The sequence below is a fragment of the Marinobacter sp. EVN1 genome, assembly GCF_000475375.1.
Classification (GTDB): domain Bacteria; phylum Pseudomonadota; class Gammaproteobacteria; order Pseudomonadales; family Oleiphilaceae; genus Marinobacter; species Marinobacter nauticus.
The window spans coordinates 1-22,359 of the sequence record NZ_AXCB01000034.1; the positions used below are offsets into that span (position 1 = coordinate 1).

The window sequence follows — 22,359 nt, forward strand, 5'->3', positions numbered from 1 at the left end:
GCCAGCGCTGTTTGTCACCAGCCTGCCGGCCCTGGATGCCCTGAACGTGCTGGATCTTGAAAACCCGATGAGCTCGGTGTTGGCTGCCACCATCTTCAATGCGCTGATTATCCCGGCGTTGATCCCCTTCGCCCTCAAAGGCGTGCAATTCAAACCGGCAACCGCCACCCAGCTGTTGCGCCGCAACCTTCTGATCTTCGGATTAGGTGGCCTGTTGCTGCCGTTCGCGGCCATCAAGGCCCTGGATCTGATGCTCACCGTGGTTATCTGAGGAGACTGACATGATGACTGACTCAAAAACCGGGACCGTCACCCGGTCCGCTTCCTGGCTCTCTGCGGTGCGCGCGGCCGTTGTAATGATCCTGCTGTGCGGCGGGCTGTATCCCCTGCTGGTTACAACGGTTGGAAAGGTCATGTTTCCCCATCAGGCATTGGGAAGCATGATCCTTGTGGACGACAAGATCGTCGGATCGGAACTGGTGGGGCAGCGGTTCGTCGCCGCCGAGTACTTCCACGGTCGGCCTTCCGCGGCCAGTTACGATCCTTTCTCCGTCTCGGGCTCGAATTACGCGGCCAGCAATCCGGAATTGCGGACGCGGGTTGCAGAGGATTCCGCGGCCATTGCAGAGCGGGAGGAGATTGCGCCAACGTCCATTCCTGTGGACTTGCTGGCGGCCTCAGGTTCCGGCATAGACCCTCACATCTCACCGGAATCAGCTATCATACAGGCCGAACGTGTGGCCAGGGCCCGCGATATTCCGATTGCCCGGGTCAATGAACTGATTGCCGAGTACACCGAGGGGCCCACCCTCGGGATTCTGGGCCAGCCGCGAGTCAATGTTCTGAAAATTAACCTGGCACTGGATGGCGAGGAGTTGAACGAGTGAATCAAGGCGACCCGAATCGCCCTAACCCGGACGCGCTCCTGAAAACTCAGGAGCGTGAGTCCACCGGAGGGCTCAAAATCTTTCTGGGTGCCGCTCCGGGTGTGGGCAAGACCTACCAGATGCTGCAAGCCGCCCACGAACTGAAGCGGCAGGGCGTGGATGTGGTCGTCGGCGTCGCGGAAACCCACGGCCGCGCTGATACCGAGGCCCTGTGCGAGGGCCTCGAGCAGTTGCCTGCAAGAGAGTTGGAATACGCCGGCAAGCGGTTCCGGGAATTCGACGTCGATGCCGCCCTTAAACGAAAACCCGATGTGCTGTTGGTGGACGAGCTGGCCCATCGCAACATCCCGGGTACTCGCCACCCTAGACGTTATCAGGATATCGAGGAACTGCTGGATCAAGGGATCACCGTCTGGACGGCAATCAACATCCAGCATCTGGAGAGCCTGTCAGACGTGGTGGCCAGCATTACCGGGGTGCGGATGCGGGAAACCGTCCCGGATTCGATTCTGGAGCGCGCACGCGACATCGTCCTGGTGGATCTGACTCCCTCAGAGCTGCTGGAACGACTTCGGCAAGGCAAGGTGTATGTGCCGGAACAGGCCCGCGCTGCGATGGATGGCTATTTCTCGCCCTCCAATCTGTCTGCCCTGCGGGAGCTTGCCGTTCAGGCCATCGCCGAACGGCTGGATTCCGATGTGCGGGAGAATATGCAATCCCGAGGCATCGCAGGCCCCTGGCACATTCGCTCGCGACTGCTGGTCGCGGTTGACGGCTCTGGCCAGGGTGAAACACTGGTTCGGGCCGCGAGGCGTCTTGCGGAACGACGAAAGGCTCCCTGGACGGTCGTGACCGTCGATAATGGCAGGGCGGGTAACGAAGAACGCCAACGGCTTGAGAAAGTGTTCGACCTGGCGTCCCGACTGGGCGCCGAGGTCAAAACGCTTCGTGGCTACAACATTGCGGATGAAATCCTGGCCTTCGCCAGCGACCAGAACGTGACGACACTGATTCTCGGGCGCTCCCATAATCGTTGGTGGCATTTCCGTAAATCCACCAGCCGCAGGCTCTTGAAGCAGGCCGAGGCTTTTGAAGTTACCTTCATTCCGGTACCGCGCAAGCAGCGACGGCCTTTGATTGACGCTACTGACCAGCCGGTTCGCTGGAGTGATTATGCCTGGGCAGTTGGGAGTGTGGGCATTGCAACCGCTATCTCATTGGCACTAGAGAACGTGCTTCCTCTGGGGAACCTGTCGTTGATTTTCCTGACGTCGGTACTCTGGGTTGCCGCCCGGACCGGCATCCGCGCGGCCCTGTTTTCCGCAATGCTGAGCTTTCTGACCTACAATTTTTTCTTCACAGAGCCACGGCTCACCTTCCAGATGGTCAACACCGATGAGCTGTTGACCGTGGTGTTTTTCCTGGTGATTGCCGTCACGGGTGGCAACCTTGCCGGCCGGTTACGGGACCAGGTGCAAATGTTGCGGGCATCCAATGATCTTGCCGATGCACACTTGCAGTTCACCCGTCGCCTTGCCTCTGCCCCGGACATTTCGTCTGTACAGACAGAAGCCGTGGAAACTCTCTTCACGCAGCTCAAAGTGCCGTTGATTATTGCCCAGCGCAGCCCAGAGAACGACGCCATTGAAGTTGTAAATCAGGGAGGGCCGGCTCATACCCTGAACGACGCTGCACGTTCCGCCATTGACTGGGCGATTCGCAATGCCAAGCCCAGCGGCGCTTTCTCTGACACGTTACATAGTTTGCCCTGGCGTTTTGAACCGATAGAAGCTGACGGCGAAGTGTATGGGGTGCTGGGTTTACGGGTTGAGGATATGGCGCCTGAGTATTATCGAGGGCTTGCTATCGACGTCTACGTTCATCAATTGGGCCTGGCATGGTTTCGTACGAACCTCGCTGCGAATCTGTCCGCTTCCCGAGTGGCGGAGGAAACCGAACGCCTGCGTTCTGCACTGCTCTCCTCCATTTCCCACGATTTGAGAACACCGCTGGCTTCAATGATTGGCTCCGCCAGTACTCTGAAGTCGATGTTTGACCGCCTGTCTGATGAGGACCGGGCCAGCCTCATCGATTCCGTGCTCGGTGAAGGGGAACGCCTCGACCGTTATATTCGCAACCTTCTGGATATGACCAAGCTGGGGCACGGAACACTGAAGATCGAGAGGGACTGGATTGCCTTCACCGACATTCTGTCGTCGGCGCTCAGACGCACCCGAAACCTGATGTCGAATGTCCGGGTTGAGCGTGAGGTGCAGGAAGACCTGCCGCTGCTTTTTGTCCACCCGGCGCTGATTGAACAGGCCCTGGTGAATGTTATCGAGAACGCCGCCAAGTTCGCCCCCGACAACTCCACCCTGTCCATCCAGGCTCATCGGAAGGGCGATGAACTGATCGTTGCCATTTCCGATGAAGGGCCGGGCATCCCGGAGGGGCAGCGAGACCAGGTGTTCGACATGTTCTTCACCGGCGGCGAAGGGGATCGAGGGCCGCACGGCAGTGGGCTTGGCCTGGCCATCTGTCACGGCATGGTGGCGGCCCACGGTGGTCGGATTCAGGCGCTGGCCGGGCCCAATGGGCACGGCGCTACCATCGAGATAGCCCTGCCTCTGATAGAATCCCCCGAGTCAGAATCGAATCGGGAAGCCACTGAATGAGCACGCCAGCGCCAAACCGGGAAAAACCCTGCATTCTTGTGATTGATGACGAGGCCCAGATTCGGCATTTCCTGCGTATCAGCCTGAAAACCGAGGGTTACGAGCTACTCGAAGCCGAAAACGGCGAAGCCGGGCTGGGGTTGTGCGCACGGCACTCGCCTGACCTGGTGATCCTGGACCTTGGGCTACCGGACATGGATGGCTCGGACGTGCTGGCAGGTTTGCGGGAGTGGTCAACGGCTCCGGTGATCATTCTCTCCGTTCGCGATCGGGAGCTTGAAAAAGTGAAGGCGCTGGATCTGGGTGCCAACGATTACGTCACCAAACCTTTTGGCGTGGACGAACTGCTCGCACGGGTTCGGACTCAGTTGCGAATCCATCAGAAAGGAAATGAATCGGGAGCCTCAGAAACCTCTGCCTTATTCGATAACGGCACACTGAAGATAGACCTTTCGATGCGCAAAGTCTCAGTAAATGGTGAGCCGGTGAGGCTGACCCCCAAAGAATTTGCCGTGTTAAAGGTGTTGCTGCTCGCCTCTGGAAAGATCGTCACACAGTCTCAACTACTCAAGGATATCTGGGGACCGACGCATACAACGGATACCCACTACCTGCGCATTCTGATCGGACGGTTGAGACAGAAGCTTGGCGACGATCCGACGGAACAAAAGTATATTCAGACAGAGCCAGGTGTAGGGTACCGGTTTCTTGAGACTGGGGAAAACCGTGATTCGGTGCTGCCTGAATAAAAAATAGACAACCTCGGTTTAAGACAGGTGGCCCCACTCGGGCCACCTGTCAAAATCTAGCCAGAAGCTGACCTTGTCGAGTCGATGCCTTTCCTCAGCTTAGAGACAACTGAGGAATTGTCCATTAGTTCCTCGCCTGCAAGGGCAGGATAGAACTCCTCAACCACCTGACTCATCTCATCCTCATCATATTCAAATAGCGCATTGCCGAATCCCTTCGCCGCAGCCGCATCCAGTGCTGCTTGGTCAACCCCTTCATCCTTTAACTGCCTTGCCTTTTCCCTTGCCTCGACTACCGCCTCCTGCAGTGACAACCCTTCTTTGACCACTAGATCCACATAGTAGATCGGCGTCCGATGGCTCTGCGTCGTGCTTTTACCTCGCAGCTTCAATTCCAATCGCATGTACGCCAATAGACCACCAGAGACCGCCTGATAGTAGCTCAGCCTGGCTGCAAGTGTCCGGATGCTGTTGTAGCCAGTCGTCCGAAAGATAAAAGTGCCGAGATCATCGTCGTCGCCCACCTTCACGTTCAGACGGCCGTAGGGCTTGCATAGTCCTCCTTTGCCGAACTCACACAACGTTGGTCCAGGGCATGGCAAAGACTGCACTCCTGACTGCGTCAGGCGCTTACAGGTGTCGCCATTACCTACACACATTGGGCGCCCGCTTTTACGGTCGAACATGGTGTACTCAGCCCGCAGATTGAGATCCGCGTCGTTGAACAGCATGCGCACTGGGATGATCCGCAATTTGCTGTTTGGGGCATCCTTTCTCAGTTCCTCGTCCATAGGGTGAAGCACCCAGCCATCCTTTTCCTGGATCTGGGAGGTGATAGTGAATTGATCGTCTTTCTGCGGTAGCCGGATACCGTTCTTTTCAACGACCCTGCCGATGCTGATACGCCCCAAAACCGGAGGCGTAATGGCTAAACCTTTAATCATGATCGTTCTCCTAATAAAAAGGGCCACGGGGCGCTCGTCACGCCCAAGTGGCCAATGGGGGTTTATGCTTGGATGAGGAATCGACGGCTTCCTGGCTTCGTCAGTGGGTATTGCTCCAGCAGTTCTGGCTGATCCTTCAACAGCTGTTTCACGTTAAGCCCAACGGAATCCTTGCTCCTCTTCCAGCTGACGCTGCCACTTGGGAAGGTTGCCTTTGAGGCTTCGCCCATCTGGCTCTCGATTCGCTGCTTCAGGTGGGATTCAGTGGATTTAAGGCTTTCCATTTCCGAGCGGATGGCCAGCAGCTCGTTGAAGGCATCGGTCAGCTCCTTGCTTTGGCTGAAGTCCAGGATCTCGCCTCTGTCTACTGGGTACAGATGGCGGAGGGCACGTTCTGCGGAGTCAGTTCCATCGACCGGTGGCGGAGTGTCCGTTTCCACGAAATCCCAGAACTGGCGCTCCAGCACATACAGCGCTTCGATGAGCTCCTCATTCCTTTCAACGCGGTAGATCTTCAACTCTTGGCCACACAGAAGAACGCACACGTCCGCCGCCTGTTTGCCTGTGACAGCCAACTGGTGCTGCACCTGGCACTGAATGTAGTCCGGCACGCCCTCTTTCCATAGACGCGACCCGAACTCCCCTGCCGTTTTGCACTCCAGGATCTGCACATCGTCATCAGCCGCCACGGAATAATCCAGGTTGGCCAACATCCAGTGTTTCTCCGGATCTGGGTGCTGCAATACCGCATTCACCCGGCGCACCTTCCTCCCCGTTTGTTGGCTGTACTGCTCCGCCACTATCGGTTCCAGGATATGGCCCCAGTAAACCGGTGAAGCGGGGTCGTCTGAATCCGGTTTTGGTAAGCCAGCATCTCTGCCGGTCTTGACCATCCAGAGCTCCAGTTGGGACTGGTAAGGGTTCATGCCGACCGATGCAGCGGCATCGCTACTGCCAATGCCCTGCTTGCGGACCCTCAGCCATTCATCCCGGCTCAGGCCCTTGGTAGAGACCAGGCGCAATGCCGCTCGTGGCTTCTGATTTGCGTTTGCACTCATGCCCATGATGTTTTCCTCCAGACATAAAAAAGCCCACCAGAGCATCAGGCTCCGGTGGGCTTTATGGCGGTTTTGAAATTTGTGGGATTGGCTCAAACCACAAGTGACATGGCCTGCTCTAATGCACGGTTCTTCATGGCAGCACCGGTTCCGAACCAGGCAGAATCCAACCGATGGTCAACGGTTTTGGCGCGCAGCTCGTGATCGATGAACTCAGTGACGGCATTCAGTAGTCCATAGGCCGTGCCTTCTGAGGATGCCAGGTTGGCACCCATGCCCTCGCCTTCATACAGGCCCAGAGCCTTCGCCATGGAGCGCTCGTTGGTTTTGCCAATGCCGGTACCGGAATCGTCAGTGAACACCTTGAGAAAGTAGTTCCTGGCCTCGGTAGTTTTCACCTTCCGTTCGCTCAGGGTTTTCAGGCGGTACATGAAGTCATCCCAGGCCGAAACGGATATGCCCAGTTGTTTCTTCACCAGGTCCGCATCGAACGCCGTATTGTGCTTCACCTTCACGGCATTGGCGGTGGAGCCTTCCAGGGCAACCGCGAGGGTGTTGTTGCACACCACGCGGATACTGGTGAACTGAGCGGTGGTTGCCATGGTGCCGTCACAGGCGGTGGCCAGCAGCACGTAAGCATTGGTCTGGTCGTTGCCCTTGAGCACGCCAGTTTGACCGGTACGGGCGAGTGCCCACATCTTGCGACCGCCTTTTAGAACACCGGCAGTTTCCAGCTCAAAACCGGATACCTCGGTCAGGTCCCGATAGAACTCCAGGATTTCCTCGGGCTGGACCACTTTGAAGCGGTTACCGACGACCGACAGCGGAGCCTTGGTATCCGAGCGGTAAAGCACTTTGGAATCCGGGTAGGACAGGATTTCACCCAGGCTGCCACTGGAATTGGTGACATAGCGGACGGGGCTTTCCTGGATCTGCCAGTCCAGACCGGCTTGCTTTGCCCAGACTTCCAGAGGCTGATTTGTGGTTAGTTCATTCCCAAGGCCATGCCATGGGGTTTGGCCCACGTAGGCCATTTGTTCGATGAGATGAGCCATGGTTGTTCTCCTGTGAAATTTATTAAGAAAATTAACGTCTTTCCGGTGGGAGTTATCTTTTCACCCGAGGGAGACTGGCAGCGCCTTTGGGACGTGGAGTTATCTCTCGGGGGAGCCAGGGTCATCGCTGAAGGAGTAGCTGCAGTCGAGGCAGCGGTAGTTGTCGAGCACCCGTTCATCCAGAACATCGCCGAGAATTACGCCAGCGGAAGCGCCCGTTGCACCGCCCAACAGCGCGCCAATGACGGCACCGCCGATACCACCCAAGGTCACACCAACGGGACCAGCAACGACTCCTAAGGCAGCGCCTGCTTGAGCACCGGCGGTGGCAGCCGCATAGCCGCCGTAAGTACCCGCAGACGCACCGACCACACCAGCCGTCTTCTTGCCGTAGTTGCTTTTTCCAATCCGCCTGGACAGGCAGTTGGGGCATTGTTCAGACATTGGAAATTACCTCTGTGAATTGGGAGGGAAGGCACTGTCAGTGCCCCGGTTCACAGGGGTGATATAGGTTTAAAACTTTTTTCGAGTAGAAGTCCTAACATTGCTAATTTTGCTAACGGTTAGCAGTGTTAGCAGGTTCAGATAAAGCCCGTATTCAGAAATATATCCTCACCTCAGGATATTAGTGGGAGTAAATGGGAGCAAGATATGGTGTAAATGACTGACGCGTTGGAATAGCGTTATGAAAGAACGAACGCGAAGGAGAAACATCCAATGACAGCACTCGACGGTGAGTTACAAATGATCCGCTTAAAATCGCTAGAAAAACGGCTCGGCGTATCATCATCCACAATCTACAACAAACTAAATCCGGCCTCTCAGTACTACGACCCGGAGTTTCCTAAACAAATCAAACTGGGAGGCGGCGCAGTGGCGTGGATCGAAGCTGAAATTAACGAGTGGCTCAAAAGCCAAATTAAAAAGTCTCGGATGTGAGAAATTACCGTGCCTACTCCTTTTTCCGCTTACAAGCAGAACTGCCCGGCTCCTGTTCAAAACCCTCTTTATGAGGAAATACCGCCTTTAAATCTTCAATTCCCAAATCTATCTCATGCACCCAAATTTAGCGAGCTTGTTTATGCGGTTCAGCGAAACACTGGTGCACAGATAGAGTTAATCGCAGATACTGCATTGGCGGTCATGGCAGCATCCGTTCAGGGACACGCAAATGTTGAACTATTTCCAGAGACAAAAACACCGCTATCACTGTCAATTTATGGAATTGGCCCATCCGGGTCGGGTAAGACCACTGTGGAAAACCAAATCACTAAACCAATTAAAGCAGCACAGAGGAAAGCCGAAAGCGAGTTTAGGCACCTTGAGGTCGCATATAAATGCAAGCTGGAAATACACAAATCGAAAAAGCAGGAGTTTAAAAAGAACATTCGGAAGCTTGCCGGAGCAGGAGAAGACACAGCCGAATTAGAACAGCAAATGTTGGAATTAGCTAAAGAAGAGCCAACACCGCCACCCCGTCCGCAAATAATAATTGAAGCGAGTACCAGCCTGGGATTAAGACAGGCACTGTACAACAACCCCTTATCTGTCTTCCAACTGAGCAGTGAGGGTGGTAATGCGCTAGGCAGTGGTGCTCTATGCGATTTCCCACTTCAAAATGCAGGCTGGGGAGGCGAACAAATATCTCGTGACACGGCGACAACTGGTAACCAGACCATTTACGATTCTAGGCTTACAAGCCTTATACTAATTCAAAGCGAGGTTCACCAAAAGCATTTTGAAAGCAATCATCAGCTAGCACGTCATTCTGGTTACCAGGCCCGCGCATTAAACGCAAATTACGACCAAGTCATGAGAAATTTTTCTAATGGCGAAAAACCCGATACGTCAAGCTATGAACCATTCTATGAAAGAGTGACCGAATTACTTGGGTCAATGTTTGAAATTCTTAAATTACAGAAAAAAGAGCATGAGAGATTTTTAATTAAATTCGTCGATGAAGCCAGGTTTTCAATATTAGGAACCAGAAATTCTTTGGTTCAGCATTCTTTACCGGGAGGCTTATATGAGTTTGCAAAAGACCATGCGGCAAAATTGCCTGAAAATATAGCGAGAGTTGCAGCAGTAATTCACTATTTTGAGGGCTTTGAAGGAAAAATAAGCCACCAAACAGTTAATTTAGCAAAGCAAATTGTTTTTTGGCACTCGTTTCAGTTCTTAAACCATTTCGTGCCCAAACCTAAAAGTCAGTTAGACGCGGCAGATCTTCATAAATGGATTCACCATCAAATTATTGCCTTCGGATTCAGATTCTTAAGGACAAGTCGAATTCTTCAATATGGACCCACTGGACTCCGAAAACGCAATGCGTTGCGAGAGGCCATTGAAATTTTAACTGCAAATAAAATTGTATCTGAAATAATTTATCAGAGACCGAATGGTAAGACCGTTACAGTAATCGACACCTTACCAATGAGCCCAGAAGACAATGTACGACTATATAACGAAATCGAAATTAAGCCGAGATATTACGATTGACTTTACTAACTGAAATTTAAATTATGGCTTTTTTTACGAGGGAAAAGCGCGCATTTCTTCTACCACACTCAAAATAATTTTGGATCTTATTTTAATAGAGCGTAGCTAACAGTGAAGCATAATATCAGAAGAAGGCTCAATGAAGAGATGGAAACCGTAGAAACAGATACAGCTCAAGAGATGAATCCTATTAGAGACGACGATAGGGAAAGCTGCTTAACAGAAATGAAGTCAGTCCTATCTCTTGTTAACACGATTAGCTCAATAAAAATTTATCCATACAGTATATCAATCGACAACCAGGGCAATGAAAAGATAAACATGAATCCTACAGGAATTCGATTGTTCCATGCATTGGTTGAGGATGTCCCAAAAGCTTACCAATTATTCCCTAAACACAAGTTCCATCCTGCAATAGAGATTGTCAATGAATGTAGCAATCAAATTAAAGAATGCAACAGATCGTTCAATGACCTTCCCTCAACTGACAAAGTTAGAGTACTGAACCTTTGCTTCGATCGGATAAAAAAAAGACTTAGCTCTGATAATTATAAATTACTCATGCGTCGATTTGAAAATACTCGGAAAAAGAGAAAAAAAAGTATCAACAATACGATTGACCTTGTTTTCGAAAACTTCGCTCGCGCTTTAGTTTTGAGAGTCGATCTATCATACAACCCAAGCCTTGGAATAAAAGGTTTCAAAGAATCTGATCTAAAAAAAATCAAGAATGACTGGAGGAAAATGAGAACCGACCTCCGATCTGAAGTTCTTGGATTGAACTATATTACCAGTATCGCGAGATTAGAGTTCGGGCTAAAAAAAGGCTACCATCTTCATGTCCTCATTTTCCTGGATGGATCCAGTCATAGTCACGATATCAGCTTAGCAAAAATCATTGGAGAGCATTGGGCAAATAATATCACACTCGGTCAAGGGAGAGTTCACAACTGTCAAATCAGAAAACACGAATATCCGGAGCTGGGAATTGGCCAGGTCAACCACAGTAATGAATCTGCACTTAAAACCTTAAAAGGCGTTATTAGCTCTTATCTTTCGAAGTCGGACTGTATAATACAACTTCCATCAGAGTACGGCAGGGTCCTATTCAAGGGCCAAGTCCAACGAAAGTCTAAGCGCGGTAGACCTAGACACATGAGAAATAGCTAGTATTTAATTAATCCCGGACAATAATATGGTCTAAGTGTTCAGTGAAACGTTTTCCAAGACCGTATCTTTTGGAGACATCTAATCTAGCCGCCTCCCAATTTGGGCTCTCAGCAATTCCTTTTATGCCATTGGTAGAGTATCTTTCTGCCAATCCATTTATAATTTTCAAAAATTGAGGTTGGTTCGGAAAAACCTCAAATGAAAAATTTTTGGCTGCTTCGGTTAGCTTATCAGTAGTGCTTTTTTTACTGAAAATAACCTGGAGCATCACGCTCATGAGATTTTCCGAAACTTCGTTGCGCAAATATAGTTTAAGAGCATGTTCTGCCCTCTCTCTTTTGTCCTTTAAAGATACTTGGCTGGAAGTGATTCTATTTTTCTCTTGATGCAAGATGCCGTACCAAACTCTGTTCAACAACCAAAGTACCTCTGACATCCATTCTGGACGCGTCATTCCAGCATTTCCTACACTTCGCTCTCCACACTTCAAAATATGGGAAATCGAGTTCATTAAAAGGCCGGGAGCATAGATATCGTAAACAAGTACGTTGAAGCTGCTGTGATCATATTCGAAACCGAATATTTCTGATTTCCCGCTATCTTTTATCCTTACAATAACAAAGTCCTCGGCGACCCCCATTTTCAACTCTGTCTCATCTGTAAATTTTAGACAATATTCAGCTGGAGTTAATCGTTCAAGGCTTTTTCCAGCTTTTAAATAACAAATAGCATTGCTTCTCTCAATCTGTACGGATCTCTGCCATACAAATTGAGCAATCTCTGTTTTGTCAATTTCGATAAAATCCGGCTTATTCAGAACCAAGTGCGCTGAGACCGATTTCGTTCCTTGCTTTAGTTGAGACAAGCTCCCTCTTGGTGATAGTTTTCTGCCGCCAATAACGAGCAAATCTAACCCTTTTGGGAACCTGGCATAGATCGACTCGGGGCCAGTCATTAGTTCCCCCAGGAGCTCCATCGGATTGCAACCGATGTCCTCAGCGAGTGTGACAAGATGCAAGAGATCTGCGTGGGAGGTCACGAAACAAGCTCTTCCAAATGAGTACCGAGTATCTCCCAAGCACTCTTCATTTCGCGGGCATAGTCATGGCGTTGATAAATTCGCTGCATCCTATTCTCTTCCGTATGGTTTAGGCAGCGCTCAGCGACCTCTGGTAAAACCCCAGATCGTACCATTATCGTGACACCCGTTCTTCGCAGGTCATGCGGTGTCCAACGTCCTCCATCTAAAGATAAAGCTTGCGGCGAAGAACTTCTTCCTTTCAACACCTTGCCTTCCTTGGGCTTCTGACGGTCAGTAATTTGTTTTGTAATGGTCTTTGAGCATACCGGGCCGGTTGCCGCCCTGTTGGGGTAGCACCAATCACTTTCAGAATGCAATTGTTTCAGAGATCGAAACTGCCTAACGGCAAAGGGTGACAGAAATACTGTCAAAGATTTGCCATTTTTGCTGTTCTCCTCCGGTATTACCCAGGTGCCACCCTCTAAATCTACATGTGCCCATCTTGCATTGATTAACTCTCCAATACGGCAGCAAGTAGACAGCGCAATCCAGATCGCTATCTGGCTTGAAACCAAAAGCTTCGAGTTCGCTAACTGTTTCACTAATGATTTAATTTCATCGTCTGATAAAACTCGATCTCGCTCTGTATCCTTACCACCGATCTTGGTTTTCCTTATGCTTGCCGTCGGGTCGTTTTCTATGAAGTCACGATCTACAGCAAATCGGAACATTTGACGCATGAGGCTAAAAGTCAGTTTAGCCATCCGAGTCACACCGCGCCCTAATTGCTTATCGACGATCTCAATAACATGGGATTTTCGAACATCCGCAACAGCCAAGCTGCCGATGGCGGGTAACACGTCTTTCTCAAAAGCCCTTCGAATCTCTCTGCCGCCATCCTTGCGGTTTTTAAGATCAATGACGGCCCAATGCTCAAATACTTCCACAACGGTCTTCCGCGCTGCCTGACGTGCTCTCTCGGCTTCAATTGACTCTCTTTCTGCGGCTAACCTTGCCATTTCCGCTTCGCGCCTTGCTTTTCGCACTGCTTCCTCTGCTTCCAAGTGTTCCTTCACATCCTTGGTTCCACCCTGATAGAGCCTGGAGTATTCACCTGCTTTGGCTCGGGCCTCCCGCAGAGTCAGTCCGTCTTTGCCAGACTGATCGTAATTGCCGATTGGAAGAAAAACGCGATCACCATTCGAACTCGTGTACCTGAAGTAAAATAGCTTTTCACCACTTTTCAAAATACGGGCCATGAAGCGTCCACACCCGCGCGGTGCATCTTCAGTCAGCCAGACTGATTTTCCTGGCTTGGCGTTCATTTGCTTGTCTGTGATGGTAGCCATCAACAGGTATTCCGTTTCAGCTGAATTCTCGTCACCGTTTGGTCACCGTTTCTCGATCGTTTAAACTGGATGGTATAGGATTACATTGGAAAGCTCAAAACTAAAAAAGCAATAAAAACATAGCCTAAGGCAATTCGCTTATATGAGACTGGACTGCTTTGGAGGGTATTTTACCTGCATGGGGTGCAAGGGGTCGTAGGTTCAAATCCTACCGTCCCGACCAGAATTCCCTACACAAAGCCCGGGCCGAAAGGTCCGGGCTTTGTCGTTCTATCAGGCAGCAACCGCCTGCCCACGCTTCTCCCAGGGGTATTCCCGAATCGGCAGGTGAATCAGTGCCGACAACGCGCCAACGCCCACACCAATCCACCACACCAGCGTGTAGTTGTGGTAGAGGTCGTACAGGGCCCCACCCAGCCAGACACCAAGAAAGCCGCCAAGCTGGTGCGAAAAGAATACCAGGCCATAGAGCGTGCCCATGTACTTCAAGCCGTATATGTGCGCAACCAGGCCGGAAGTCAGCGGCACCGTCGCCAACCACAACGAACCCATTGCCACCGAGAAGAGCACCACGCTTTCAGGAGTAATGGGCGCCATGATAAAGGCGGCAGAGACGATTGTTCGTAACAGGTAAATCGTCGCCAGAAGGTACTTGCGCGAGTAACGGTTACCCAACCAGCCGGCCATCAGTGTGCCACCGATATTGAACAGACCGATCAGAGCAATTGAGATGGCGCCGAGCCCGGACGCTGACGTTACCCCCAGCACGTAGATCAGGCTGTCTGGCGTAATTGGCCCACACATTTCGGTTATAAACGCCGGAAAATGCGCGGTGATGAAAGCCAACTGATACCCGCAAGAGAAAAAGCCAATAAAAATGAACAGGAACGACGGGTCTTTCACCGCTCGCTTCAGCACCACCCCCATCTGTTCATCGGTCGATACCGAGGGCGCCGCCTTGGGTGCCCGCATAAACAGAAGGGCAAGCATCGACACCGTAATGAAACCGGCCAGCACCATGAACACGCTTTGCCAGGGCATCTGGCTCAGCAGCGCCTGCGCGACGGGCGGGCCAATGATCTGCCCTGCAGAACCGGCAGCGGTTGCAATGCCCAGCGCCATGGAGCGATGCTTTTCCGGGGCAGAGCGCCCTACGACAGCGAGAATGACCCCGAATCCGGTTCCGGCAATCCCGAACCCAACCAGCATTTCCAGAAGCTGGTGCTGGCCCGGGGTAATGGCGAATGCCGAGGCAACCAGCCCGACCACGTAACAGATACCGCCCACCAGGATAGCTTTGCGATCACCGTAGCGTTCAGCAAAGGCACCAAAGATGGGTTGCCCGATTCCCCAGAACAGGTTCTGAATGGCGATGGCCAAAGAAAACGACTCCCTTGGCCAGGCAAATTCCAGGGCAATCGGCAGTTGAAACAGACCAAACGAGGCCCGCACGGAAAAACCAACCAGAATAATAATACAGCCTGCGACAAGTACAGGGTTGATCAGTCGATCGTAGGTGCCGGAGGCCGTGCCAGACATGGTTACAGATTCCCGGAGCTGAACAGTCGGTGCGCCATAATAAGCGCGAAGCCAATCAGTATACCTGAAGCGGCGAAAGCCAGTGTAAAGCCGCTCAGTTCAAGTAGCAGGCCAAAGAACAGGGGCGCCAGAAAGTGCACCGCCCGGTTTGCCATCAAACGCATACCCAATGCCCCTGCGCGCCGCTCACGTTCCACAGATTCCGCCAGGATCACCATGGATAAAGGCTGGGTAAGGCCGGAACCGATACCGACCAACATGGCCAGGGCAGCCATCAGCAGCAACTGTTCAGACGCCCCCAGAAAAGCCAGGCCAGTGGCAAGGGTACCGAGCGAGAGCAACACTGTCGGCACGCGGCCCCCGGCGAGCGCAATAATGCGCGCCATAAACGGCCGAACCAGCATGGAAACGCCGGCTCGAAGACTGACCAGAACTCCAATAATCAACGGGCTGATGGCCAGGCTCTCCAGATACACCGGCAGGTAGCTGCCGTAGACCCCGAGCGCGAACATCCCCAATACCGTGACCAGAATCGACAACTGCACCCCGCGGTTACTGCCGACAAGCTGCCATTGCGCCCGGAAGCCCGCCTGCTTTCGGGTAACGTGAATACGTTCCCTCGCCTGCCCGGTCAGGCGGAGTATTACAACGCCCGAGGCCAGCGCAAACAGAGCCATCACAAGGAACACGTACTGGGTACCAGAAGACTTCAGCACAACACCGGCCAACAGCGGGCCGATAACCTGCCCGCCCGACAGCCAGGTGGCATACCAGCCAAAGTACTGCTCCAGCCTCGGCCCGGTGCCCAGGTTGGAAATGATGGTTTGGGCGGCCAGAACCATCTGGAGGTGAGCCAGCCCCACCAGCAACTGACCAGTCACGAGGCCCGCATAGCCATACCACGCATGCATCGACAACAAGCCTGCCACCATAATGCCCGCCCCGGCCAGCAGCGTGGCCCTGCCACCAAACCGGCTCACGATGCCTCCCAGGGGAATGGCCAGGACCAGCGGTAGCAGATACTGGGCGCTTAACACTGCACCCAGAACGAGCGGAGACGCGCCAAGCTGAAGTCCATACACAGGCACTGCCACAATCAGCATTGAATAGACGACAAAACACAGCGTCAGTGACAGACAGACCGCGAAGAAATTTTGCGAGGCCTCAGAGGCTCGCCCGGAAGAGTCGCGGTGGCTGGAATGGTTGCTTTGCAAGTGGATGCCCGATTCGAATGATGTAGCTAAAGCGGGCTATGGTAACGCGAATGGCTCGCAACAGAAACGCGAGGAAAGGACAAGCCGGGGGAAGCGCTCCCCCGGCCTAAACCGGCTTTATTCAGCCGACGCAATCAGGCTGGCGTTACCGCCGGCCGCTGTGGTGTCGATACACAGATGCCGCTCAATCACGTAGCGCTGATCCAGCTTGTGTTCGGTGATCACCGGCAGCAGCGCGCCCTCACGCTTACTCAGCGCCATGCGGTACTGCTTGAGCAGCGGCTTCTCGGCTACGCTCACCACCGCTTCAAAGCCGGTCAGATGGCTCAGAGCGTCCGGATCAAGCATGCCATCGCTGGCAACAACCGGAAGGCCCGCCTTGATGGCATCGGCCAGTGCTTTCTCGGCGCCCGGTGCAATCACCACCACCTTGTTACCCTGCGACAGGGCGGTGCCGGCCTGCTCAACGGCAGATTCGGCGTCTGGGCCAAGGCACAGCACCAGACCGCGACCATGGCAGGACAGATGGTTCTGCTCGCCCGTCGGCCCCGGCATCTCCTCGTAGCCTTCGTCCAGAGGCGCCGGCACCTTGCCGAAGAAGGGATCCAGCAACGCCTGACGACCTTCCGCCTCCGGTACCGCTACTTTGGCCAGCTTGTCGATCAACTTCTGAGCCTTGTCGGTACTGAGCACCTTGTCACTGGACTGAGCGGGCTTTTCAACCACCTCACCGCGCAGGAAGCGGCGCACGTACTGCGGGCCACCGGCTTTCGGCCCGGTACCCGACAGTCCCTCGCCACCGAATGGCTGGGAACCGACGATGGCGCCGATCTGGTTACGGTTCACGTAGGTGTTACCCACCTTGATACGACTGGCAATGTGCTCGATCCGGCGGTCAACGCGGCTATGAATACCGAAAGTCAGGCCGTATCCCTTGGCATTGACGGCGTCAATCACCTTGTCGATGTCCTTGGCTTCAAACGTGGCCACATGCAGCACCGGGCCGAAGATTTCCTCTTTCAGCTCTTCAATTCCGCTCACCTGAAGCACTGCCGGCGACACGAACAGGCCCTTCTCCGGTACGTTCAGTTTTTTGAGCAGCTTGCCCTGCTGCTCGAATTTCTGGCAATGGTCGGTAATCTTCTTGCGGGCATTTTCGTCGATCACCGGGCCCACATCGGTCGACAACTGCCACGGATCACCAATGCCCAGTTCCTCCATCGCACCGTAGAGCATTTCCAGCAGATTATCGGCAATGTCCTTCTGTACATACAGCATGCGAAGTGCAGAACAGCGCTGACCGGCGCTCTGGAAGGAGGATGCCAGCACATCACGCACCACCTGCTCCGGCAACGCGGTGGAATCCACGATCATGGCGTTCAGGCCACCGGTTTCTGCCACCAGCGGTGCATCCGGCTCCATGTGTTCGGTCATGGCCTTGTTGATCCGCTGCGCCGTGGCGGTTGAACCCGTGAAACACACGCCGGTCACCCGGGCATCGGACGTCAGGCCAGAACCCACGGTGGCGCCGGTACCAGGCAATAGCTGGATCGCAGCCCTGGGTATGCCGGCCTGATGCATCAGCTCCACGGCCCGGAAGGCCAGCAGCGAGGTTTGTTCTGCCGGCTTGGCCACCACCGCGTTACCGGCCGCCAGGTTCGCCAGAATCTGGCCAGTAAAGATCGCCAGCGGGAAGTTCCAGGGCGAGATACAACACATTACACCACGGGCCTCGCCGTCATTCTTGTAACGGATGCCTTCATTGGCATAGAACATGGCAAAATCCACGGCCTCACGAATCTCGGCCACGGCATCCAACAGGGATTTGCCTGCTTCTCGGGTGGTTAGCGCAAACAGCTCGTGCACGCTCTCTTCGTACAGGTCGCCGACCCTGCGAATCATGGCCGCACGCTCTTCCGCCGGTACCGAAGACCACTGTTTGAAGCCCTCCTGAGCGGCGTCCAGAGCTGACGAAATATCCGCCTCTGAGGTATAGGTGATGTGACCGACCAGGTCGTCCGGGTTTGCAGGATTCCGCACCTCAACCACTTCGTCACTGACAGAATCCACGGCCAGTATCGGGCCACCTTTCCACTGATGGCTCTTGTAACGGTTACGACCTTCATCAATCTCAGCCACCGTCACTGGATCCGTAATATCCCATCCTTTGGAGTTTCGACGCTGCTCACCAAAGATTTTCGACGGATGCACAATCGCTTTGCTGGACAGGTTATGGCCAAGGCCCACCACCACATCAATAGGGTCTTTGGCGATTTCTTCCGGGGTGATGCTGGTATCCACAATCTGGTTAACAAAGGAACTGTTGGCACCGTTCTCCAGCAACCGGCGAACCAGGTAAGCCAGCAGGTCTTTGTGAGCACCCACCGGCGCGTAGATCCGGCAAGGCACACCACTGTCCTCCAGAACCTGATCGTGCAGGGATTCCCCCATACCATGCAGGCGCTGGAACTCGAATTTATCCCGACTCAGATCCTTGGCCAGTTCCAGCACCGCTGACACCGAATGGGCGTTGTGGGTGGCGAACTGCGGGTAGATACGGTCGGTCATGCCCAGAAGCTTGCGAGCACCGGCCAGGTAAGCGACGTCGCTGCAGGCCTTGCGGGTGAAGACCGGAAAGTCTGACAGGCCCATCACCTGGGCACGCTTGATCTCGGCATCCCAGTAAGCACCTTTAACCAGCCGCACCATGATGCGGCGATCCAGTTTTTCAGAAAGCGCATAGAGCCAGTCCAGGGTCTGCGAGGCACGCTTGCCGAACGCCTGGACCACAACACCAAAACCTTGCCAGTCTTTCAGTTCCGGGTCGGACAGGATGGCCTCAATCACATCCAGGGAAAGATCCAGACGATCCTGCTCTTCGGCATCAATATTGAAGCCCATGTTGGCCGCTGCCGCCTTTTTGGCGAGCTTAAGTGCCCGGGGCATGAGCTCATTCATCACCCGCTCTTTATGCCCGTACTCATAGCGTGCCAGCAGCGCCGACAGCTTCACCGAGATACCCGGATTCGTTCTTACATCGCCTTTGCAGCGCTTGCTGATGCTGTCAATGGCATCAGAGTACGCCTGGTAATAACGCTGAGCATCGGCATCGGTGCGCGCCGCTTCGCCCAGCATGTCATAGGAATAGGTATAGCCCCGCTCTTCCTGGGACTTGCCGCGGTCCTGTGCCTCTTCAATGGTACGACCCAGTACAAACTGGCGCCCCATTTCCTTCATGGCCTGGCCCGCCACGGTTCGCACAACCGGTTCGCCCAGGCGCTTTACCAGCTTACGCAAGGTATCACCCACACTCTGGCGCTCGGAATCCTTCAGCAGGTTGCTGGTCATCAGCAGGGCCAGGGTGGCCGAGTTGATCATTCCGGATTTGGCTTTGCCCACGTGAGCACCCCAGTTGCCCGAGGTGATCTTGTCTTCGATCAGGTCCTGGATGGTGAGATTGTCGGGTACCCGCAGCAAAGCCTCCGCCAGGCACATAAGAGCCACACCTTCTTTGGTGGTCAGCCCATATTCGGCGAGAAACTTTTCCATGATGGTCGGGCGTGCGCTGTTGCGGACATCACGCACCAGCTCTGCCGCCCGGGCCGAAATAGCCTTTCGGGTTTCATCCGACAACTGGGCCTCAGCAATCAGCCGGTGAATCACTTCATGTTCATCTGCCAGGTAGTTTGCACGGATCGCCTGGCGAATGTCGTTGAGCTCCGGTGCCACAGATTGCTGAAGACTCATGGTGTACCCTCCTGATTGTTTGAATACTGACCGCATTTTAGCGAAGCAGGTACATGCAATTAGCCTGTTCAGCATCACAATAGATTATTATTTTCCTTTTTTGGTACCTGAAAAATTACCTATAAGCCTGCACTTTCGCTAATATTGGACGTTTCGGCCTTTTAAAAAAATTCATCCACTATCTCAAAGGATAGCAGTCATGGCAGATCTCGACAGAATCGATCTTTCCATCATCCGGGAACTGCAAAAGAACGGCCGTATTACCGTGACAGACCTTGCTTCCCGGGTCGGTTTATCAAAGACTCCCTGTCAGGTACGAATGAAACGGCTGGAAGATCAGGGATACATTACCGGCTACAGCGCCATGGTGAATCAGACCAAGCTGGGGCTCTCTCATGTTGCGTTCGCCCAGGTCACCCTGAATGACACCAGCAGCAAGGCACTGGCGGCGTTCAATGAGGCCGTCCGGCAAATCTCCGCAGTGGAGCAGTGCCATATGATGGCGGCGAATTTCGACTATCTTCTGAAAATACGTACCCGCAACATGGCTGAATACCGCCAGGTTCTGGGAGAACAGATCTCAAGCCTGCCCCACGTACTCCAGACCAGCACCTTTGTCGTGATGGAAAACGTTAAAGACCGAGGACAGTAAGATGCGGATCGTTGTTGCCCCCGACTCTTTCAAGGAATGTCTCTCAGCGCAGCAGGTTGCCTCTGCCATCGCCCGTGGTTGGCGCAACGCTGCACCGGAGGATGAGATTGTAGAAATCCCCCTCGCCGATGGGGGTGAAGGAACCACAATGGCCCTGACAGAGGCTCTGGGCGGGCAACTGCATACGGTGGCCGTCACGGGCCCGCTGGGTGAGCATATCGAGGCCCGCTTTGGCCTGGCCAATAACAACGAAACCGCCGTGATCGAGGTAGCTGAAGCCAGTGGCTTGCATTGTGTACCCGCCGGGGCCCGTGATGCGCTCCGGGCAACCAGCCGTGGTACCGGAGAGTTGATTCTGGCAGCCCTGAAACACCGGCCGAAAACATTGATCATGGGCCTGGGAGGAAGCGCCACAACGGATGGCGGCGCTGGCATGTTACAGGCTCTGGGGGCGCGCCTGCTGGATAACCAGGGCGAGGAAATCGGGCCCGGCGGTGCGGGCCTGGCACGACTGGCCACGGCGGACCTTGAACCTGCCATTCGCAGACTCAACGGCATCCAGTTGATTGTGGCCTGTGATGTCACCAATCCGTTGCTGGGCCCGGAGGGAGCGGCAGCGGTTTTCGGGCCACAGAAAGGCGCCAATGAAGACGACGTTCGTCAGCTGGACGCCAATCTTGCGCATTTTTCCCGTCTGGTTAAGGCGCAGGGCCTGGACATTGCCAGCTTTCCCGGCAGTGGCGCGGCCGGGGGTATCGGTGGCACGGTCAAGGGTATTCTGGGCGCCCGACTCCAACCAGGAATAGAGCTGGTGATGGAGGCCGTCAAACTGGAGCAGCATATCCGCAACGCGGATCTGGTGATCACCGCGGAAGGTGCCATCGATGCTCAAAGCGCCTTTGGCAAAACGCCGGCCGGCGTGTCCAGACTGGCACAGGCCTGCGGTGTACCAGTGATTGGCCTGTGTGGAAAATTAGGGGCTGAACTGGCTCCGCTTCATAGCGTTGGGTTAACAGCGGCTTTCTCGATCACCCCCGCGCCCATCACCCTGACGGAAGCCTATGGCCGGGCAGAAGCTAACCTCGAGAAGTCTTCAGAGCAGCTTGCGCGCCTGACGCACAGTTTATCACGCCGGTGAAGCGGTTTTCCGTAATCCGGTGAGTTCTACCCGGCCGCGGGCCAACCGAACCTGGCCCCGGCGTTCAAGCTCTTTAAGCAGTCGGCTGACCACTTCCCTGGCCGTTCCCAGCTCCACGGCCAGCTCCTGATGGGTAATATTCAGTACACTCTGACCAGCAGCCGCACGGACCTGAAGCCACTCCTCCAGACGCTCATCCATGCGGTGAAACGCTACTTCTTCAACCAACAACATCAGATCGTCAAGACGACGGCCATAGGACTCCATAATCCCCAGCCGGAACTCTGCCGACTGATCCATCAGCCGATCGAATAATCCGCGCGGGATAATGGCGGCTTCTGCCTCATCTTCAACAATGGCCTCAGCCCGGTAGCCACGGCCCGTCATCAGACAGCCAATGGACAATGTGCAGATATCGTCAGCGCCCATACGGTAGAGCACGATGCTGTGGCCAGATGCTCCGGTCATCTGCACCTTGATACTGCCATCCAGCACCAGGGGAAGCCCCCGGCAATGTTCTCCGGCACTGAACAGCACCTGCCCGGAAGGGAAACGCATGGCCTGGAGACCCTCCAGGGCATCTTTGCGCAGGGAGTCGTGTAGTGTGTCGAGAATACTGTGCCTGGCCATTCCGCATTGCCTTGTATCGAAAGTCGTCTGCC

The 22,359-nt window shown here is 54.0% G+C and carries 18 protein-coding genes and 1 pseudogene; 9 read left to right on the forward strand and 10 right to left on the reverse strand.

Annotated features, from left to right (window positions below):
- From Q674_RS41220 to Q674_RS33985, 4 genes and pseudogenes are all read left to right on the forward strand, one after another.
- A pseudogene (locus Q674_RS41220) lies at positions 1-271 on the forward strand (potassium-transporting ATPase subunit B); the annotation flags it as partial.
- A gap of 10 nt (positions 272-281) precedes the next feature.
- On the forward strand, positions 282-887 hold the full coding sequence (gene kdpC / locus Q674_RS33975; protein ID WP_023009291.1) for a potassium-transporting ATPase subunit KdpC: 606 nt from the start codon (positions 282-284) through the stop codon (positions 885-887).
- The gene (locus tag Q674_RS33980; protein ID WP_023009292.1) at positions 884-3,562 is read left to right on the forward strand and encodes a sensor histidine kinase; all 2,679 of its coding nucleotides are present in this window, start codon (positions 884-886) and stop codon (positions 3,560-3,562) included. The genes kdpC and Q674_RS33980 overlap by 4 nt, the downstream gene beginning before the upstream one ends.
- Positions 3,559-4,311, forward strand: coding sequence for a response regulator (locus Q674_RS33985; RefSeq protein WP_023009293.1), 753 nt, complete (start codon positions 3,559-3,561; stop codon positions 4,309-4,311). Before Q674_RS33980 ends, Q674_RS33985 begins: the two co-directional genes overlap by 4 nt.
- Positions 4,312-4,367: 56 nt before the next feature.
- On the opposite strand, the gene Q674_RS33990 is transcribed toward Q674_RS33985, so the two are convergent.
- The 4 genes from Q674_RS33990 to Q674_RS34005 form a co-directional block, all read right to left on the reverse strand.
- A complete protein-coding gene (locus Q674_RS33990; RefSeq protein WP_023009294.1) occupies positions 4,368-5,255 on the reverse strand; it encodes a hypothetical protein in 888 nt (295 codons plus the stop codon).
- A 62-nt stretch (positions 5,256-5,317) separates the two neighbouring features.
- On the reverse strand, positions 5,318-6,319 hold the full coding sequence (locus Q674_RS33995; RefSeq protein ID WP_031210246.1) for a lambda-exonuclease family protein: 1,002 nt from the start codon (positions 6,317-6,319) through the stop codon (positions 5,318-5,320).
- Between the two features lie 86 nt (positions 6,320-6,405).
- Positions 6,406-7,368 (reverse strand): DUF932 domain-containing protein, encoded by a 963-nt coding sequence (locus tag Q674_RS34000; RefSeq protein ID WP_023009296.1) that lies wholly within the window; start codon positions 7,366-7,368, stop codon positions 6,406-6,408.
- Between the two features lie 99 nt (positions 7,369-7,467).
- A complete protein-coding gene (locus tag Q674_RS34005) occupies positions 7,468-7,812 on the reverse strand; it encodes a hypothetical protein (RefSeq protein ID WP_023009297.1) in 345 nt (114 codons plus the stop codon).
- 273 nt (positions 7,813-8,085) lie between these two features.
- Here Q674_RS34005 and Q674_RS34010 point away from each other — a divergent pair, with 273 nt between their 5' ends.
- The 3 genes from Q674_RS34010 to Q674_RS34020 all read left to right on the forward strand — a co-directional run bounded on the left by Q674_RS34010 (position 8,086) and on the right by Q674_RS34020 (position 11,037).
- Positions 8,086-8,307 (forward strand): helix-turn-helix transcriptional regulator, encoded by a 222-nt coding sequence (locus tag Q674_RS34010; RefSeq protein ID WP_023009298.1) that lies wholly within the window; start codon positions 8,086-8,088, stop codon positions 8,305-8,307.
- 9 nt (positions 8,308-8,316) lie between these two features.
- Positions 8,317-9,867: a DUF3987 domain-containing protein gene (locus Q674_RS34015; RefSeq protein WP_152526080.1), complete on the forward strand. Its 1,551-nt coding sequence runs from the start codon at positions 8,317-8,319 to the stop codon at positions 9,865-9,867.
- Between the two features lie 111 nt (positions 9,868-9,978).
- Positions 9,979-11,037 carry an inovirus-type Gp2 protein gene (locus Q674_RS34020; RefSeq protein WP_152526081.1) on the forward strand — a complete coding sequence of 353 codons (1,059 nt, stop codon included), beginning with the start codon at positions 9,979-9,981 and terminating at the stop codon, positions 11,035-11,037.
- Positions 11,038-11,044: 7 nt separating this feature from the next.
- Here the strand turns inward: Q674_RS34020 and Q674_RS34025 are convergent, their stop codons facing one another.
- From Q674_RS34025 to putA, 5 genes are all read right to left on the reverse strand, one after another.
- Positions 11,045-11,992 carry a hypothetical protein gene (locus Q674_RS34025; protein ID WP_152526082.1) on the reverse strand — a complete coding sequence of 316 codons (948 nt, stop codon included), beginning with the start codon at positions 11,990-11,992 and terminating at the stop codon, positions 11,045-11,047.
- Positions 11,993-12,072: 80 nt separating this feature from the next.
- Complete coding sequence (locus Q674_RS34030; RefSeq protein WP_023009302.1) at positions 12,073-13,407, reverse strand: site-specific integrase; 1,335 nt, start codon at positions 13,405-13,407, stop codon at positions 12,073-12,075.
- 273 nt (positions 13,408-13,680) lie between these two features.
- Positions 13,681-14,946, reverse strand: coding sequence for an MFS transporter (locus Q674_RS34035; RefSeq protein ID WP_023009303.1), 1,266 nt, complete (start codon positions 14,944-14,946; stop codon positions 13,681-13,683).
- A gap of 2 nt (positions 14,947-14,948) precedes the next feature.
- Complete coding sequence (locus Q674_RS34040; protein WP_081698951.1) at positions 14,949-16,160, reverse strand: MFS transporter; 1,212 nt, start codon at positions 16,158-16,160, stop codon at positions 14,949-14,951.
- Positions 16,161-16,277: 117 nt separating this feature from the next.
- Positions 16,278-19,907: a bifunctional proline dehydrogenase/L-glutamate gamma-semialdehyde dehydrogenase PutA gene (gene putA / locus Q674_RS34045; protein ID WP_023009305.1), complete on the reverse strand. Its 3,630-nt coding sequence runs from the start codon at positions 19,905-19,907 to the stop codon at positions 16,278-16,280.
- 199 nt (positions 19,908-20,106) lie between these two features.
- Between putA and Q674_RS34050 the strand changes: the two genes are divergently transcribed.
- Both Q674_RS34050 and Q674_RS34055 read left to right on the forward strand, forming a co-directional pair.
- Entirely contained in the window at positions 20,107-20,559 is a 453-nt protein-coding gene (locus Q674_RS34050; protein WP_011785524.1) for a winged helix-turn-helix transcriptional regulator, read from the forward strand.
- Position 20,560: 1 nt separating this feature from the next.
- Positions 20,561-21,697 (forward strand): glycerate kinase, encoded by a 1,137-nt coding sequence (locus tag Q674_RS34055; RefSeq protein WP_023009306.1) that lies wholly within the window; start codon positions 20,561-20,563, stop codon positions 21,695-21,697.
- On the opposite strand, the gene Q674_RS34060 is transcribed toward Q674_RS34055, so the two are convergent.
- Positions 21,686-22,327, reverse strand: coding sequence for a Crp/Fnr family transcriptional regulator (locus Q674_RS34060; protein WP_023009307.1), 642 nt, complete (start codon positions 22,325-22,327; stop codon positions 21,686-21,688). The two genes, Q674_RS34055 and Q674_RS34060, sit on opposite strands and share 12 nt — an antisense overlap.
- Positions 22,328-22,359 lie beyond the last annotated feature (32 nt).